The sequence below is a fragment of the Sulfurisphaera sp. genome, from assembly GCF_059755235.1.
Genome location: NZ_DBPRYF010000019.1, coordinates 20,527 through 37,242 on the forward strand (window position 1 = coordinate 20,527; position 16,716 = coordinate 37,242).

The 16,716-nt window shown below is 35.6% G+C and carries 18 protein-coding genes and 1 pseudogene; 10 read left to right on the forward strand and 9 right to left on the reverse strand.

Annotated features, from left to right (window positions below; all coding sequences use genetic code 11):
- Positions 1–83: 83 nt before the first annotated feature.
- Positions 84–917 carry an ABC transporter permease gene (locus AC3OCB_RS02085; RefSeq protein WP_498340533.1) on the reverse strand — a complete coding sequence of 278 codons (834 nt, stop codon included), beginning with the start codon at positions 915–917 and terminating at the stop codon, positions 84–86.
- Complete coding sequence (locus tag AC3OCB_RS02090) at positions 910–1,800, reverse strand: ABC transporter ATP-binding protein (RefSeq protein ID WP_498340534.1); 891 nt, start codon at positions 1,798–1,800, stop codon at positions 910–912. The genes AC3OCB_RS02085 and AC3OCB_RS02090 overlap by 8 nt, the downstream gene beginning before the upstream one ends.
- A gap of 63 nt (positions 1,801–1,863) precedes the next feature.
- Between AC3OCB_RS02090 and AC3OCB_RS02095 the strand changes: the two genes are divergently transcribed.
- Together AC3OCB_RS02095 and AC3OCB_RS02100 are read left to right on the forward strand one after the other, a co-directional pair.
- On the forward strand, positions 1,864–3,750 hold the full coding sequence (locus tag AC3OCB_RS02095) for a 2-oxoacid:ferredoxin oxidoreductase subunit alpha (RefSeq protein ID WP_498340535.1): 1,887 nt from the start codon (positions 1,864–1,866) through the stop codon (positions 3,748–3,750).
- Positions 3,737–4,648 carry a 2-oxoacid:ferredoxin oxidoreductase subunit beta gene (locus AC3OCB_RS02100; RefSeq protein ID WP_498340536.1) on the forward strand — a complete coding sequence of 304 codons (912 nt, stop codon included), beginning with the start codon at positions 3,737–3,739 and terminating at the stop codon, positions 4,646–4,648. Before AC3OCB_RS02095 ends, AC3OCB_RS02100 begins: the two co-directional genes overlap by 14 nt.
- Here the strand turns inward: AC3OCB_RS02100 and AC3OCB_RS02105 are convergent.
- Both AC3OCB_RS02105 and AC3OCB_RS02110 read right to left on the reverse strand, forming a co-directional pair.
- Positions 4,645–4,938: a hypothetical protein gene (locus AC3OCB_RS02105; protein WP_498340537.1), complete on the reverse strand. Its 294-nt coding sequence runs from the start codon at positions 4,936–4,938 to the stop codon at positions 4,645–4,647. The two genes, AC3OCB_RS02100 and AC3OCB_RS02105, sit on opposite strands and share 4 nt — an antisense overlap.
- A gap of 154 nt (positions 4,939–5,092) precedes the next feature.
- Positions 5,093–6,481, reverse strand: coding sequence for an MFS transporter (locus AC3OCB_RS02110; RefSeq protein ID WP_498340538.1), 1,389 nt, complete (start codon positions 6,479–6,481; stop codon positions 5,093–5,095).
- Positions 6,482–6,619: 138 nt separating this feature from the next.
- Between AC3OCB_RS02110 and AC3OCB_RS02115 the strand changes: the two genes are divergently transcribed.
- The gene (locus tag AC3OCB_RS02115) at positions 6,620–7,039 is read left to right on the forward strand and encodes a hypothetical protein (protein WP_498340539.1); all 420 of its coding nucleotides are present in this window, start codon (positions 6,620–6,622) and stop codon (positions 7,037–7,039) included.
- On the opposite strand, the gene AC3OCB_RS02120 is transcribed toward AC3OCB_RS02115, so the two are convergent.
- Positions 7,029–7,379, reverse strand: a complete 351-nt coding sequence (locus AC3OCB_RS02120) for a hypothetical protein (RefSeq protein ID WP_498340540.1) — start codon at positions 7,377–7,379, stop codon at positions 7,029–7,031. The two genes, AC3OCB_RS02115 and AC3OCB_RS02120, sit on opposite strands and share 11 nt — an antisense overlap.
- 34 nt (positions 7,380–7,413) lie before the next feature.
- Here AC3OCB_RS02120 and AC3OCB_RS02125 point away from each other — a divergent pair, with 34 nt between their 5' ends.
- Positions 7,414–8,127, forward strand: a complete 714-nt coding sequence (locus AC3OCB_RS02125; RefSeq protein ID WP_498340541.1) for a sugar nucleotide-binding protein — start codon at positions 7,414–7,416, stop codon at positions 8,125–8,127.
- On the opposite strand, the gene AC3OCB_RS02130 is transcribed toward AC3OCB_RS02125, so the two are convergent.
- Positions 8,104–8,472, reverse strand: a complete 369-nt coding sequence (locus AC3OCB_RS02130; RefSeq protein WP_498340542.1) for a hypothetical protein — start codon at positions 8,470–8,472, stop codon at positions 8,104–8,106. The genes AC3OCB_RS02125 and AC3OCB_RS02130 overlap by 24 nt on opposite strands.
- Before the next feature lie 51 nt (positions 8,473–8,523).
- Between AC3OCB_RS02130 and AC3OCB_RS02135 the strand changes: the two genes are divergently transcribed.
- A complete protein-coding gene (locus AC3OCB_RS02135) occupies positions 8,524–9,549 on the forward strand; it encodes an RsmB/NOP family class I SAM-dependent RNA methyltransferase (protein WP_498340543.1) in 1,026 nt (341 codons plus the stop codon).
- 536 nt (positions 9,550–10,085) lie between these two features.
- Positions 10,086–10,598, forward strand: coding sequence for a hypothetical protein (locus tag AC3OCB_RS02140; RefSeq protein ID WP_498340544.1), 513 nt, complete (start codon positions 10,086–10,088; stop codon positions 10,596–10,598).
- Between the two features lie 342 nt (positions 10,599–10,940).
- On the opposite strand, the gene AC3OCB_RS02145 is transcribed toward AC3OCB_RS02140, so the two are convergent.
- Genes AC3OCB_RS02145 through AC3OCB_RS02155 form a run of 3 tightly spaced genes read right to left on the reverse strand, consistent with a single transcriptional unit; the run spans position 10,941 to position 13,784 of the window.
- Entirely contained in the window at positions 10,941–12,230 is a 1,290-nt protein-coding gene (locus tag AC3OCB_RS02145) for a phenylacetate--CoA ligase family protein (protein WP_498340545.1), read from the reverse strand.
- Complete coding sequence (locus AC3OCB_RS02150; RefSeq protein WP_498340546.1) at positions 12,227–12,613, reverse strand: Zn-ribbon domain-containing OB-fold protein; 387 nt, start codon at positions 12,611–12,613, stop codon at positions 12,227–12,229. The genes AC3OCB_RS02145 and AC3OCB_RS02150 overlap by 4 nt, the downstream gene beginning before the upstream one ends.
- Positions 12,614–12,620: 7 nt before the next feature.
- Entirely contained in the window at positions 12,621–13,784 is a 1,164-nt protein-coding gene (locus tag AC3OCB_RS02155; RefSeq protein WP_498340547.1) for a thiolase domain-containing protein, read from the reverse strand.
- A gap of 179 nt (positions 13,785–13,963) precedes the next feature.
- On the opposite strand from AC3OCB_RS02155, the gene AC3OCB_RS02160 reads away from it, so the two are divergent.
- From AC3OCB_RS02160 to AC3OCB_RS02175, 4 genes and pseudogenes are all read left to right on the forward strand, one after another.
- Entirely contained in the window at positions 13,964–14,716 is a 753-nt protein-coding gene (locus AC3OCB_RS02160) for an enoyl-CoA hydratase-related protein (RefSeq protein WP_498340548.1), read from the forward strand.
- 3 nt (positions 14,717–14,719) lie between these two features.
- Entirely contained in the window at positions 14,720–15,484 is a 765-nt protein-coding gene (locus AC3OCB_RS02165) for an enoyl-CoA hydratase/isomerase family protein (protein WP_498340549.1), read from the forward strand.
- Positions 15,485–15,540: 56 nt separating this feature from the next.
- Positions 15,541–16,443, forward strand: a complete 903-nt coding sequence (locus AC3OCB_RS02170) for an AbrB/MazE/SpoVT family DNA-binding domain-containing protein (protein ID WP_498340551.1) — start codon at positions 15,541–15,543, stop codon at positions 16,441–16,443.
- 78 nt (positions 16,444–16,521) lie between these two features.
- A pseudogene (locus AC3OCB_RS02175) lies at positions 16,522–16,716 on the forward strand (aminobenzoate oxygenase); the annotation flags it as partial.

Here is a 16,716-nt window from a genome sequence, read left to right on the forward strand (position 1 = left end):
ATTTTTGTGGGTAGAATGTACAATTTTTTTTTTGTTATTTTTTTTTTTTTTGTTATTTTTCTAAAAAAATACCTAGACATTAATTAGCTTACTTTCTTAGGGATGTCTCTTCTTAAAAAGTTGATTATCGAAATGAAAGCAGGGATTGAGGCATAAACTAAGACTGATAAAACTGCTGTAGTCACGTCAGTAGATGTAATTGGTATCAAGTCTAATGCTTGAATGAGAGTACTAAATGGAGAGTTCGATAATAAAACAAAAGGAAGCTGTGTAGCACCCCAAGATGGCAAGTACTCTGAGATTACCTCATACTGCGGTGAGTGAGTAAGAATACTTATGAAAGAGAGTACTGTGCTTATCAGAATCGAACCGATTAGAATGGAACTTGAAATTATAAATGACAAGCTACTTCTCCTAAAAACTTCTCCTATCATAAATGCTATATTGAAAAATACTAGGGAAGAGAAAAGTACAGAGAGAATGGTTTCTGGAAGTACGTTAACATCTTGCTGTAATCCAAAAAACCCATAGGAAAATACAACTGCGAGAGTAATCATTATAACATAGACAAGAACTAGGAGAGAAAAAGAGCCTAACCACTTCTCTGCTAAAAACCTCGACCTTGTTATAGCTTTAGTTAAAAAGAAATCGATAGTACCCTGCTCATACTCTTCTGACATAGAACCAGAGGCTATGGAAATTGCAAGAAAATGAAGGAGAAGAGATTGAGGAAGAAGAACCCCTAAAGCCCACATGTAGGGATAAAGAGGGGTTAACAGAACTCTTACCCTCTCTGAGGGAACAAAATAAACTGCAAAATACACCGCTATTTCAAAGAAAAGAGAAACAATCAAAAGGACAAGAAACTTCTTCCTAGATATAGCCCTTTTCCATTCATAAAACATTATCTCAAGCACTATTTATCGCCCTAGAATATGCTTCCTCCAAATTTAAATCCATGTAAAAACTTTTAATATGAAAATGCGACTCTACCAACGTCCTAAGTAGTTCCTCCCTCTTATCCTCATTCATGGAAACTACTAGTTTCTTACCCTCCTTAAACACTTTTTTCACATACTCTAACGAAGAAATAAAGTTACTTATTTTTTCTAACTCTTCTCCTTCAATTACAACTTGTATCCCCAAAAACTTCTTTACGAGGTCTTCTACATTACCTTCAAAGAGAATCTTCCCTTTATAAATCATGTAAACCTTGTCTGAGAGTTTCCTCACATCCTCAAGCTCGTGTGAGGTCATTAAGATTGAAGAACCGTTTCTCTTTAGCTTATCAAATAACTCTCTTACCTTAAGGGAGAAAATAGGGTCAATACCTATATTAGGTTCATCCAAAACGAGGATTTCTGGATTACCTAGCAAAGCTTCAGCAATTGCAATTCTCTGTGTCATTCCTTTACTGTATTTAGCTACTTGCCTATTAGCAAACTCACTCATACCAACCAGATCAAGGAGCTCATCCACTTCCTCTTTCTTAACACCTTTGATTTTAGCTGATAAAAGCAAAACTTCCTTTCCTGTCATAAATGGAGGTAAGTTAGGTAATTCTTGGACATAGCCCAAACTTTTGAAGACCTTCTTGTCCTTATACGGATTTTTCCCAAGGATCGTTATTAAACCCTTTTCGGGTCTGATAAGTGTTAAAATAATTCTAACTAAAGTAGTTTTACCAGCTCCGTTAGGTCCAATTAACGAAACAAACTCTCCTTTGTTCACGTTCAAAGAGACGTTAGACAGAACTTCTTTCCCATTGTATTTCTTTACTATTCCTTCCGCTTGAATCACAACATATAATCCCTTATTTCTGAATAAAAAACCTTTTATTTTTCAAATGAAAGACAATATAATATGACCAGAATCGTCTGGATGATAGGAGGAGCCCAAGGACTAGGTGTAGACACTTCTGCCAACATATTTGGAAATGCTGTTGCAAAGGCTGGTTATTATCTCTTTGGAAACAGAGAGTACTACTCAAACATCAAAGGAAGGCATAGTTACTTTGAAGTTGTAATAAGTGAAAACCCGGTAAAGAGTTTGTCTTCTTACACAAACATACTAGCTACATTCGATGCTGAAACAGTGTTCCAACATTTCACAGAGGTTAGAGACTACTTAATATACAACACTGAGTTTGAATACACTTCAGTTGACTTAGTTAAGTCAATGGAGCCTGAGATGGCTGATCAAGTAAAAGAAGAGCTTAAGAAAAACAACCTGGGTTTTACTATAAAAGACGTGTTAGAATACGTTAAAAGTAGAGGAGTAAAAGTAATTGGCTTTAACTATACAGAGTTAATAAAGAAAATTGCTGACACATTCAAAGTTCCTATGTCAGTAGTAGAGAGAGCTAAAAACATGATTGCTGTTGGTGCGTCTTACGGTTTATTAGGATTAAAAATTGATTACTTAAGAGATGCGATATCTTCAGCCTTTAAGAATGAACTTTTCGTTAAATTTAACACAATGGCTGCTGAATTAGGTTATAACGCTGTACCCAACGCTTATAACTTAAAAGAGATCAAGGTTGAAAAACCAAGAATTCAAGTTGATGGAAATACTATATCAGCTTTAGGGAAATTAGCTGGTGGTTTAAGATTCCAATCTTATTACCCCATCACACCAGCATCTGATGAAAGCACATACATTGAAGCTAATCAAAACTTAGATATTATAACAGAGGGTAATGAATTAAGGAAAGGTGGAGTTGTAGTTATTCAAACAGAGGACGAACTTGCTGCAATAAACATGGCTAACGGTGCAGCTTTAACTGGTGCAAGAAGTGCTACAGCAACTTCTGGGCCAGGGTTTGCGTTAATGGCTGAAGGAATAAGTTGGGCTGGCATGAATGAAGTTCCCGTTGTAATTACCTACTATATGAGGGGGGCACCATCAACTGGACTACCTACAAGGTCTGGTCAAAGTGATTTAAAATTTGCATTAAACGTAGGTCATGGTGAATTTCCAAGGATTGTTATTGCTTCTGGAGATCACGTTGAAACGTTTTGGGATGCTATTTGGGCACTAAACTTAGCTGAAAAGTATCAAACTCCAACAATCCATATAATTGAGAAGACACTTGCTAACGCTTATTCAGTCTTTGATGAAGAGTGGATAAGAAATAAACCTTACATTATTGAAAGAGGTAAAATTGTTAAACCCTCTGGAGACTACTTCAACCGCTTTGAAATAACAGATGATGGAGTTTCCCCTAGGGCATTCTTAGGAGAAGCTAGCATTTTCCATGCAGGAGACGAACATAATGAGGAAGGGCATATCACTGAAAATAGCGTCAATAGGATGAAGATGTATCAAAAGAGGATGAAAAAATTAGAGCTAGCTGACAAAGAAATACCAGAAGAGCAGAGAGTTAACATAGTTGGAGATTCAGATATTGTATTGCTAACTTGGGGCTCACCTAAAGGGGCTATACTTGAGGCAATGGAAGAGTTAAACAGAGAGGGGATAAAGACAATGATGGTGCAAGTAAGGATGTTTAATCCTTATCCGTCAAGGTTAATGAGGAAAGTACTTGAAGGTAAAAATAAAATAATAGCAGTGGAAAACAACTACCAAGCTCAAGGTGCAGAAATATTAGCTGAGAAAACGGGAATATTTGCAACAGATTTTATCTTAAAATGGACCGGAAGACCTATAACTAGAGAAGAAGTAATAGAAGGTGTGAAGAAAATAGTTAAAAACAATGAGAAAAGGGTGGTAGTTTATGGCGGAGCGTAAACCAGTATTTGTTGATTGGTGTCCAGGCTGTGGAAACTTTGGAATATTGAGAGCTGAGGAGCAAGCAATAAGAGAACTTGGTATTGATCCTAAAAAAGTAACAATAGTGTCTGGAATTGGATGTTCCGGCAAACTTCCTCACTTCATGAACTTACCAATATCTGGAGTGCACACACTTCACGGTAGATCTATTGCCTATGCAACTGGGATAAAGTTAGCTAACCCATCATTAGAAGTTATTGTCAACATAGGAGATGGAGATGGATTAGGAATTGGGATGGGACATTTCGTACACTTAGGAAGAAGAAATATTGATATGACTGTGCTAGTTCACAACAACGGAGTTTATGGTCTCACAAAGGGTCAAGCCTCTCCTACTTTACATAGAGGAGAGAAAACAAAGTCTTTGCCTAAACCAAATATAATGGACGCTGTAAACCCAATAGCAGTTGCTTTGGCATCTGGATATACATTCGCAGCTAGAGGCTACGCTTACGACGTTATACACTTAAAAGAGTTAATAAAAGCTGCAATAAAGCATAAAGGAAGTGCTCTGGTAGAGATTTTACAACCATGCCCAACTTACAACGATATAAATACTAAAGAGTGGTATGACAAGAGAGTTTATAAGCTTGAGACTACTGGCTGGGATCCCACAGTTAAAAGAGAGGAAGAAGCTCAGAAAAAATTTGAACAAGCAATTCTAAAATCTTATGAATGGGGAGAAAAAATACCAATTGGTATATTTTATCAAAACGAGCTAGTACCAACTTTTGAAGATAGGCTAGTTGCTAACATACCTAATTATAAGGACTTCTATCCAGCCAAGCAACCTATTGAAATTAATGGAGTTAGTAATGTAAAACTTGATGACTTGATAAAGAGTAAAAGAGTTTAATTCCCTACCAAAACAAATTTTTTACTTTTTCTATCCTCTACTACTCTTCCTTCATCTGCTAGTTCATAAAGTGCTTTCCTTATTTTTTCATCGCTAGCTAAATTAGTTAATACATTATGTATCTCTTTTACATCCATTGGTTTTTCTCTGAGCAGGTTTATTATGACATTCTTTAGTTCATCTTCTTCTGGAGCAACTACTACCGTCACTTCATCGTCATCATAAACTACTTCTAAGTTGTCTTCTATCTCTTTCCTTTTTTTATTTGCAGTTACACTCATATCTATCATATCAAATATATGTACTACTAAAATATAAACTTTTGTTAATCTTCTTTGAAGAGTTTAAATGTGATTGATCGAATATTATAGTTTAAATTAGAGGTTGTTAAAAAACCTTCCTTTGTTTCACGATTAAGATATACACATAACATGAATTAAAAAATTATTGATTTATTGATTCTCCTGCAGAAACTGCTTCTTCACCCGATGCTTTTTCTAATGGTTTACCTTTGGTTTCTGGAATTCCGAAATATGTTAAAGCTGCTGCTATAAATGCTATTGCGCTTAGAAATTCGATGGCGAAGCTTTCTCCATATATATGGAAGAAATATGGAAAGACAAAGGCTGTTAAAGAAGCACCTATTCTACCTGCAGCAACTGTAATTGCTTGTATAAGTCCTCTCACTTTTGTTGGCGCTAATTCTACTCCTAGCATTCCAGATGCACTGACTGAACCTGGTCCTGCTTGCGAGAAGAAATCGTACATGCCATACATTATTAAGGCAATCATCGCAGGCACTACCGCTTTTAATGCAGCAAACATCAATAAGGCTACAGCCATCCCAATGAAACCTATTGTCTGCATTGGTTTTCTTCCAACTCTATCAAGTGTAAGTATTGCTACAATGCCACCTGGAACTATAAATACAAATTCAGTGATAAACTGGAATATAGCACTATTATTTATCCCTACGCTTTTAGCAATGTCACTAGGGCCAAAAAGTATTCCAGAGTATGCTACGATATCATAGAGGAACCATAAGAATGCAGCAACAATAAATGGTTTCCAAAATCTAGCAAAATAGTCAGAGAAGGAGTTTATGTCTCTAACGTCACTATTTACTTGAACGTCTGTTTTTGCTAAAGTCTTTACCACGTCTCTGAACTTTTCAGCATCACCTTTAATTCTTAACAAGTATCTTGGTGTTTCCGGTATTTTTCTCCTTAAATAAATGACAGAAGCTGCTGGAATTGCTCCTGCCGCTAAAACAACCCTCCAAATTAAATCTGGAGATGCTCCTGCCGCTTGCAAACCTAGATCAATTGCTGCAGCTGTTGTAGCTCCAAATCCCCACATCATTCCAAAGCCAAAAGCTAGTAGTTTTCCTCTGTCTTTTGCATTTGAATGTTCTGCCATTATCATTGGTGAAAGTACGTAGTCAGCTCCTACTCCTAAACCTAGAAGACCTCTAACTAAAACAAGTTCTAAGGGTGTTGTAACGAAGGCTTGCAAGACAGCGCCTACAGTCATTAACGCCACATCAATACCGTAAAATGTTTTTCTGCCTTTATTAGCTAATAAACCAAAAATTATTGCGCCTACTGCAGCACCTATTAAGGCTGAACCTGCAATTAAGCTGTTCCAAAGCATATAATCTGGTGAATTTTTTGTTATGCCAAAAGTAGCTAGTACAGTAGTTAATACTATACCTATTGATGATAGATCGTAGCCGTCAGTAAAAACTCCCATACCAGTTGTTAAAAGAGATTTTATGTGCCATACATCGAAATTTCTTTGATCCAAGGGTTTGAAATAATCTGAGATTTTCATTTGGTATAAAGATTTTCTCACATTTTATAAAGATTACCCCTTTACTTCATATAGCACTATATTTTAACACATATACTATATAGTTTTACATAGTCTAAAGGAATAAACTATATAATCCTCATAGGATACATACCAAATATGAAATATAAAATAAGCAACTTGCTTGACGAGAACGGGAACTTAAAGAAAGTGCCAAAAGGGTTTTCAGCTATTGAACTAGAAAACAGCAACAAGGTCATGTTAATTAATGCAGAAAAGAAGCTTAATATAATCCTAGTTAGAGTATACAAGGACATATATGCAACAAGGATTCTTCACGGTAACAAAGTGCAGTATAGGTTCTTAAGATATAACGAGAACTTGATTAACTTAAACAAAGGAGAAAATTACATGGTAAAAGCGTTGAACGAGATTATAAGAAAAGTAGAAGAGAAATTTGACGTGGAAAAAAGTAAAGATATTCTATATTATCTTTATCTAGTTAGAGGTTGCATAAAGGGAGACAAATCTAGTTGCAGTGAACTAGAAGACTACGTAGAATTTGAAACTATTGATTAAGACCTAGTCTACCGTTTTCTTTGTTTAAATAATCATACACCAAGGAAATGAAATCCGCATCTGGATTTTTCGATTTTTCAACTATATACCTAAGTGTCTCAAGTTCTAATGCTGATACTCCATAAATTAATAGAAATAGACCGGAAGGCTTGTGAAGTAAAGCAACTATACTACCTCTATAGACATATAGAGAAAGAGTTCTTCCCTCAACTTTTTCTAAGACTTGTAAATCATCTAAACTCAACCTGGTTACTTTATCACCCCAAAGAGAGAAAAGTATCTTTTCTTGCTGTTCGTCCCCTTTTTCAAGTTCTACGAATTTCTTTATAGCTGAACTCACGTATAACTTTTTTAGTGTTGCTTTATAAATTTACATGTTGAAAGTAGGATTAACTGATGAAGGAGAATTAGCACAGCATATAGCAAATCACTTTGACGAAACAGTGGTTATAACTTCTCCTCAAAAAGTACTTGAAGAAAAACCAGATATAGTTGTGCATACATTTGAATTACCTTATCCAGAGGCCAATAAAAACCAGAGTACGGCTTGGAATATAAATACATGGTATGCTATAAACGTGGGAAGAGCAGCTAACAAGATCAAAGCTGTAAACGTTTATCTCTCCTCTTTTATGATATTTGACGGCAAGAAGGGATTCTACTCTGAAACGTCAACGCCAAACCCTCTCAACTACTATGGTTTAACAAAATTAGCTGGAGAGACTGGAATAATGAGTTTAGGTAACTATCTAGTCGTTAGACTTGGTTTGCTTTATTCAATGCAGTATAAAGGTCTGCTTTATCCTTATGTAAGGGCTATGATAAAGAAGAGGAGAGTAAAATGTAATGCTAATTTCTTTGTATCTCCTATAAAGGTGTCAGAAGCTGGTGAGATAATATCTTTGTTGATAAAAAGAGGTATAAAAGGTGTTGTTAATGTCGGAAGTAAAAGGAAAAATATGGTTGACGTCTGCACTGAGCTAGGGGATATGTTCGAGGCGGACGTAATCCCTTTTGAGGGGAATTATTATGACTTCTCATTAGACGTTTGGTTACTTAATGGTTTAGGTCTTTCTGTTAGGGGCTAAGAAAAAGTCATATCCTTTCTTCATCATAATTCTATCCAGTTCTGTTACCAAGTTCTGCATATAAAAGTCTATATAGGGGTACTTTGTGTTAATTGCCTCAAATCTCATCAGAGTAACAATCTTACCAAGTCTTTGTAATTTTTCTTCAGTACTCTCTTCTACGTAAAGGAATCTCATTAGTTCTCTGCTCAGACTTCTGTCAATTTTAGCTTTTCTTGCATAAAGTAACTTAAAAAACAAGAATATCGATTTTCCTACTCTTTTTAATAAGTCATAAACATCCTTCGAATTTTCAATACCATACACAGTATCTAGGTAAATTTTTTCTAGTTTATCAAGCTTCATAAGATAAATTCTCATTCTAAACTTAAATATTTTTGCCAAATAGCTTAGTATGTGGAGGACTTCCTAAGCAGAGTGCTGTACTTTGTTGAAAAAGGATATCCATTGCCAGTTTCATACAAAAAAGCTAAAGAAATGTCAAAGGGGGTAAAGGACTCTTACGAATTGGCTAGACAGCTTATCCTTTCTTACTTCTCTCTGAAGGGAAAAAGTTATAGGAAAAAAGTAAAAGAGTTTCTTTCAAAAGGGGTAAACGTTATTTTTCCGGAATGGCTAGAAGAAGAGCTAAAAAAGGAATATGAGGTGGAAAAACTAAAGGAGAGCTTTTTGAAAAAAACAACATGGATAAGAGTAAATACTTTGAAAAGTGATGAGGATAAAGTACTGAAGGAAATTGAAAATGAAGGTATAATTGTTGAACAAGATAAAGACATTAAATATGCATATAAAGTGTTAGAAGGTGATGTAACTAAGACTAAAGCGTTTAAAGATTTCAAAATTATTATCCAAGATAAAGCTAGCATGGCAGTTGTAGAGACATTAAAGCCTGAAAAGTCAGAGCTTATATATGATATGTCATCAGCACCAGGTGGCAAAGCCTCTTTGATCATGGCTTTAACTGAGAATAACAGCAAACTTATTGTAGCAGATGTTGACTTTCCAAGATTAGATAGAGAAAGGAGGTTTTTGCACGATGTGGGTGTAGATCTTAACAAGGTTAATTTCATTTTGCAAGATTCTACCAATAAATCCATGAGAATAGCTGATAAAGTCCTTTTAGATGCGCCATGTAGCTCGACTGGGATGATAGGTAATGAACCTACTGTCCTACTAAGGGTGACAAAAGATAGGATTAAATCTCTATCAAATTTACAAAAAGCACTTTTAGATACCGCAGTCTCGACGTCGAATTACGTAATTTATGCAACTTGTTCTCTACTACCAGAGGAGGGAGAAGAAGTTGTGAAAGAATATAATGCAAAGGCTCCGCTAAACTTTGGTATTTCTAAAGGGATAGGGAACAGATTTATTCCTTATATTCATGAAACAGAAGGTTTCTTTGTTTCAAAAATTGGATAGTCCTTAAATGCTTCTCTTATTCCTTTCCTTATTCTCATGTATTTAAGATCTATTAATGACATGGTGTATCACTTTAATTCAAATGATTTAAAAAGGATAGGGTTAATTAAAAATAAACAAACGAAACTTAATATAGATGAGCATTAACGTTAATTCTTTTATAATGTCAGAGACTGTTAAAATCAAGGAATAAGACATCAACTCTTACTAATTTATTTTCACACATTTGCTTTTACTAATTTTCCAAGGTTTAAGTAAGCTAACCTCGAGTAAGAAACAACTTTAAGTTGGTCTCATTAAATCTTATGTTCACGATATTTGGGCAAGAGGGATTTATAACACAATCATTAGTCCCCTAATACCATAAATAACGTTTGTTGGGCCAAATGTACGGAATTGATGGTTCCGGAAGTGCAGCTCTAGCGCTAGTACTAGTTAGCGTAATAACTTGGCCAAAAAGTGGAAAGCCAATTCTTATCAGTTAATTCAGAGTTTTATTACAAATGTTTTTTAATTACGAAAAAGGATTTTAATATATGAGTTACCTTAAACTTGGTAATTTAACTAGCATAATTGCAGGTTTTTTGATTTTAGCCCTTTTAGTCCAACTAGGTTTATACACATTATCATTCGCCTTCACCCCTTTAGGACTATTGCAGATGACTATAATATGGATATTATCCATTCCCGCATTCTATTTTTATCATAAAGCTGAGTTGAAGAGAAAATACTTTATGGATTATATGGCACCCACTGCAATAGTGATAACATTTGCTGGTCTAGTCTTAGCATTTTTCCATGAATTTCTTGGACTAGAGCTAATACTATTAGGCTATATCTTCGAACCATTAGCAGGTTTATCAATCTTCTTTACTGTTAAAAAATTCTTAATCTCTTCTCAATTATTTTTATGGGGAGCAGTGATTTATACTATAGGACTACCGTTTTACATTTTTAATATATCTGAAATAGCAATTATAGGTGACGCGATTAAACTAGTTGGATTACTTATGCTAGCAGTAAAAATGAAAGGAGAAAAAGTTGTGTAATTTTTTAAATTATATATTTAGGCATATTAAAACATAAATATAAGCACTTTTTTGATCTAAACAATAAAGATTTATGAAAAATAAATATAGCATATGAGCTGAAAAACCATTCTTATTATGATTTGTCACTTTTCTTTCCTTTATTTTACCCCACATTAGACTGAGTAAAGGACTAGTAGAAGAAATCTTGTTCTTATCATCTTCCGGAGACTTTATGTTCATCGTATCATGATTACTGAGGGAAAGAATAATACTTCTTTCCTACGTCTTACTGAAAAGTATTTCCAGTAATCATAGTTTTGGCATTGTGGATGTTTGCAGTGATAAATAACATTTTACTTCTTATTTAACTTCAACTCTTTTAGATTTCCCTTCCCATCTAGGTAAAGTATTTGGGTCTAAGAATTGAATTTCCGGAGTTGCGAATGCAACACCTTGAACCTCAGCTGTCAATTTCCTTCTTAACTCCTCTGAAGGCTTATCAGTTTCTATTAAAATCTCAAATTTAGCTGGTTCTTTAGTTATTACAATCTTATATTCCTTTACCTCTGGGTACTTCATCAAAACCTGGTTAATTGCAGTCGGATAAATCTTCACTCCTTTGTAGAATATTACGTCATCTACTCTGCCTTTAACCATATTTATGGTAGGATATGGTATGTCGTCCTCGCTTTCTTCGAGCTTAGTTATATCCCTTGTCCTATAACGGAGTAGTGGCATACCTTCTCTCGTTAGATGAGTGATAACAAGCTCTCCTTCTTCACCCTCTCCAACACGCTCACCAGTATCTGGGTCAATAATCTCAACATAAAAGTGATCTGTCCATATATGCATCTTTTCGTGATTATCGTAAGGACATTCTTGTGCTACTCCGGGACCTATGGCTTCTGTTAAACCATAAATCTCCCTAGCACCACCACCATGAGCAACTAGACCTAACTCTTTATCAATCTTGCTTAGCATCTCTTTAGTCATAGCCTCTGCTCCCGGAATTGCTACTCTCAAGTTAAGCTCCTTTTCTGGGTCAACTCCAGCCTCTCTAATCTTCTCGGCAAGATATAACTCATATGAAGGAGTCCCAGTAACCACTGTAACCTTAAAGTCCTTTAAAGTTTTTACGAGAGCTTCAGTCCTTCCAGTGCTCCATGGGATAACCTTAGCACCAGCCCTCTGTATACCAATATGTAAGCCAATACCTCCAGTGAAAAGACCGTAGCCGTAAATATTAGCCACTATATCATCTTTAGTCACACCAGCAGCCCTTAAGCTCCTTGCAACAAGATTTGCCCACAACTCAATATCGCTTTGAGTATAAGCACCTACTGTAGGTAAACCAGTCGTGCCACTGGTCATATGCCAACCCACAATTTCGCTTAATGGAACAGTTAGAAAATCACCACCATAGGGATATGCATGTTTTCTTAAATCGTCCTTTGTAGTAAATGGTAACTTAACTAAATCGTCTGGAGATTTAATATCGTCAACAGTTAACCCTTTCTCCTTTATCACTTTGTGATAATATGGGCTGTTTTCATATACCCTCTTTATCATTCTTCTAAACCTAAACTGTTGGACAGCCTTTATTTCCTCTTTAGTTAGAGATCTTGGGTCTGTCTCATCGTAAGTTATCATCCTATCACCTCACAAACTATTCTTTGAGTGTCTGTAGTTAACTTGACTTTTTTACCAACTTTTGGCTCTCCCTTTACCCAGCACATAAGATCTACCCCATCAGAATTCCTAACTATACCTATCGTGTAATCTGGGTACGAATCAAAACCTTGAGGTTTTTGCTTAACTATTGTGTAAGTCATAAGAACCCCCTCATCCTTTAACTTTACCCATTCCATATTAGAAGTTAGACACTTTTCACAGTCTTTTCTGGGAGGAAAATACAGTGTCCCACACTTTTTACACCTAGTACCGTAGATCTCACCTTTCTTTAACCCTTCCCAGAAAACATCATATAACTTATCAGGGACAGTATATTTAAAAAGTAAGGGAATTCCGTCCATCTCTTTCTCACCTACTGAAAATAGTTACATAAGCGTAATGACCAGTTCCACCTATATTGTGAGACAAGGCCATGTACCTCTTAAATGAGTGTTGAACTGGTCCAGCTTCTTCCCTTAATTGTTTAGTTATCTCGTAAATCATTGAAAGACCAGTTGCACCTAAAGGATGTCCTTTAGCCTTTAGACCACCAAATAAATTAACAGCAACCTTTCCATCTTTTTCAGTTTGTCCTTCTCTCAAAAGTTCTGCTCCTTTACCTTTCTCTACTAAGCCTAAATCCTCATAAGCCATGATTTCTGCAATGGTAAAGCAATCATGAACTGTGGCATACTCAATATCTTGTGGAGAAACGTTTGCCATCTTGTAGGCTTTAAATGCAGCATCCCTAGCAGCTCCTAGACCTACCCATTCCCCTCTAGCTGCAATATATGATGTGTCACTGCTATAGCCAACACCTTTTACCCATACTGGTGTGTCTATCTTAAGTTCCTTAACTTTCTCCTCTGATGCAAAGATAACAGCTGCAGATCCATCACTTATAGGAGAAGAGTCAAGTAGTTTTATCGGCCAAGAAATAACTCTTGACTTAAGCACATCCTCGACCGTCACTTTGTTCCTAAAGTGAGCTTTTTCGTTCAAAGAGGCATACTTATGAGCTTTAACAGAAGCTAAAGCCATATCTTCCTCTGTAGTGCCATAGACTGCCATGTGCCTAGTTGCGTAAAGTGCATAATAAGAGGGAAATGTAGTGCCATACATCTGGAATTCCCAATAATAGTTCCCTCCTCTACCGCCTATAGCTAAAGAAGTCGCAGTATCTACTTCAGTCATTTTATCAACTCCAATTGCTAGTGCAACGTCTGTTAGACCTGAAGCAACTAAGTTTATTGCAGTAAATGCAGCTGCACTGCCAGTCGCACACGCAGCCTCTACTCTCACTGGGCTCTTATTCACAAAGCCACAGTACTCTGATACTGGAGGAGCTGGATAAATCTCTGTTCCTCTATATGCTGTACTCCCTATAACTGTAATATCAATGTCTTTTTGCCTTAGGTTTGCGTCTTCTAAAGCGTCTTTAACAGACTCCCAAGCAAGTTCCCTAATTGTAACGTCGTCTCTTTTACCAAACTTTGAGTTTCCAACGCCGATAACTGCTACTCTTCTATTCACAAGATATAAATAATTTAAATCCTATATATATCTTACTCTAATATAATGATATTAGTTTAGTTATAACAAAAAGTCCAATATTGATTATACAATTTATATATATGAAAAATGAAAGAAAAAGAAGATTTGTCTGGTTTTTATCCACAAGAGTTTTATAATACAAGAAGAAAAATAGAGTGATGGGGAACGAAGTATTAGTTGAGGACAAGGGGAATATATCGGTTATAACACTAAACAGACCAGATAAATTAAATGCAATGAATGTCGAATTAAGAAACCAACTTACAAAAGCCCTAAAGGACTTTAACAGAGACCCAAAAAAGAGGGTCGCTGTAATAACTGGAAGCGGTAGAGCTTTCTCAGTAGGAGCTGATATATCATCTATTGCTGAAGATCTAGCAGAGGATTTGAGAGGTTCATTTTACCCAATTCTGAGGGAAATAAGGTTCTCTAATAAGATATTTATATCAGCGGTAAAAGGTGTTGTAGCTGGTGCAGGAATTAGTTTAGCTCTAGCAACCGACATTAGATATGTATCAAAAGACTCAAGGTTTGTTACGGCATTCCATAATATTGGCTTAGCCCCAGATACTGGACTTGCATTAATGATGCTAAGGTTAGGGGGTGTAAAGTTTGAAAAATTCATTCTTACTGGAGGAGAGTTTAATGCTGAGGTAGCTAAAGATTTGGGTTTTGAAGTAGTAGAAGACCCTCTATCGGAGGCTATGAAAAAAGCTGAAGAGATAGCTAATGGGCCTTACAAAAGCTATTCAGCTAGTAAGAGATTGATAAATAGAGTGATTTACTCAGATCTTGAAGAGTTTCTTGATTACGAATCAGCAATGCAGGGAGCATTGGGCAAAACATATGACTTTAAAGAAGGTACCAAAGCCTTTACTGAAAAAAGAAACCCACAGTTTAGAGGCGAATAAAAAATGAATACAGTAACTTATGAAATTCAAGGAAATATAGCTATAGTTAGACTTAACAGACCAGATAAATTAAACGCGTTAAACATGGAGCTAGTCTGGGACTTTGTCCAAGCATTTAATGAGATTGAGAAGAATAAAGACGTGAAAGCAGTAATCGTAACTGGGAACGGAAAAGCATTCTGTGCTGGGGCAGATGTAAGTGAAATGTCTAATATGAGTATAGAAGAAGTTACCAGAGTTGGTCACGCCCCAATGTGGGAGAGGTTAAGGACTTTTAGAAAGCCAGTTATAGCTGCACTTAATGGTATCACAGTAGGTGGTGGACTAGAATTAGCTATGGCTTGTGATATTATTATAGCTGCAGAGAGTGCAACGTTAGGTCAACCTGAGATCAATTTAGGTATTATCCCGGGAGCAGGAGGTACTCAAAGACTTACAAGGACTGTAGGAAAATACAAAGGAATGGAAATGGTACTAACAGGGAAACTAATCTCTGCATGGGAAGCTTACAGAAGGGGTTTAGTTGTCAAAGTAGTCCCAGATGAGGCCTTGCTAGATGAGGCAATAAGGTTAGCTAAAGAAATTGCGTCAAAGTCTGGTTTCGCAGTTGAACTTGGAAAAGAGGCCGTTAATAAAGCTCTTGAGACTACACTCCAACAAGGGCTTGATTTTGAAAGAAGGAACTTCTACGTAACTCTAATGAGTGAAGACGGAAAAGAAGGAATGAAAGCTTTCATAGAGAAAAGAAAACCTAATTGGAAAACATAATATGTAAAAGGAAAAATATTTTATACTTTTTTATTTGGAAATATATACGTATAAATATGAGTATTAGAAGGCTTCAAAAAATTAAAGGAGGAAGTTTTATAATTTCTATCCCTAGTGAATGGGTAAGGAAAAATGACCTTGAGGCTGGCAGTGAGCTTAAAGTTTATGAAGTATCTGATGGTCTTAAAATAAAGGTAAGCAGAAAAATTAATGACGAAAAGGAAATTGAGTTAAAGGACTTAGAAGAAGCCCTCTACTTAGTTTCGGTCTATTATATGCAGGGAATAAACAAAATTACAATAAAATCTAAAAATGTAATTTCGCAGGAAGCTAAAAAGGCTTTTAGAGAGTTGCAACTCACCCATGCAGGGTTAGAGATTGAAGATGAAACTTTTAACAAAATTACATTCAGAGTAAACTTGCCCGTAAACACTGACTTGAAAAATTTAGTTTCATCTTTCATAGATAAGATAAGCAAGTTGCTTGAAGATCTAAAATTCCTAGAGAAATTTAATGAAGAGATAAAGAACGACCTAATCACTAGGTGTGATATATTAATGAAGGACTATAGGACAATAATAAGAAACATAGCAATTGGTGTTCAACTTGATGACACATTCAACTTTAACCTACCCACTAAAGACGTAATTTTATATGCAATATTAATGAGAGATTTGGGAAGATTCATATCTCATTTGAAAGAGTTCCTATCACTTTTAAATAATAAAGACCATGTTGATGAGAAAAATGTAAATTTGATAATATCAATGTTTAGAGAATCTACCACAATGTTTCTAACCGAAGATATATCAAATATTCAAAAAATAAGAAATGAAATGAAGGAAATAGAAAAGGAATGTGAAACTAAGACAGATGCATGCAAAGAATTTGTGAGAATGGCATCCTACTGCATAGCCATAATGGATGATGCAGTGCATAAGTCTGTCAGAATAATATAATTGCATATATATGAATGTCCCTTATTATTTAATTGAACTATTAAAGTTTATATATGAGTAGTTTTATCATTTATATTGATGAGCTCCAAATACTCTAATCTCAATTTTGAAGAGGAACCTGATTTCCCCATAGATAATGTCTATCCTCCAAGGTGGAATTTTGACAATGAGAAAGCATGGCAACTTTACAGAAGAGCAAAAAGGGAGCAATGGGACGAAGAAAACATAGACTGGAAAGAAGTAAAAGACTTCGCATCGGGGTTAGACAGAAAA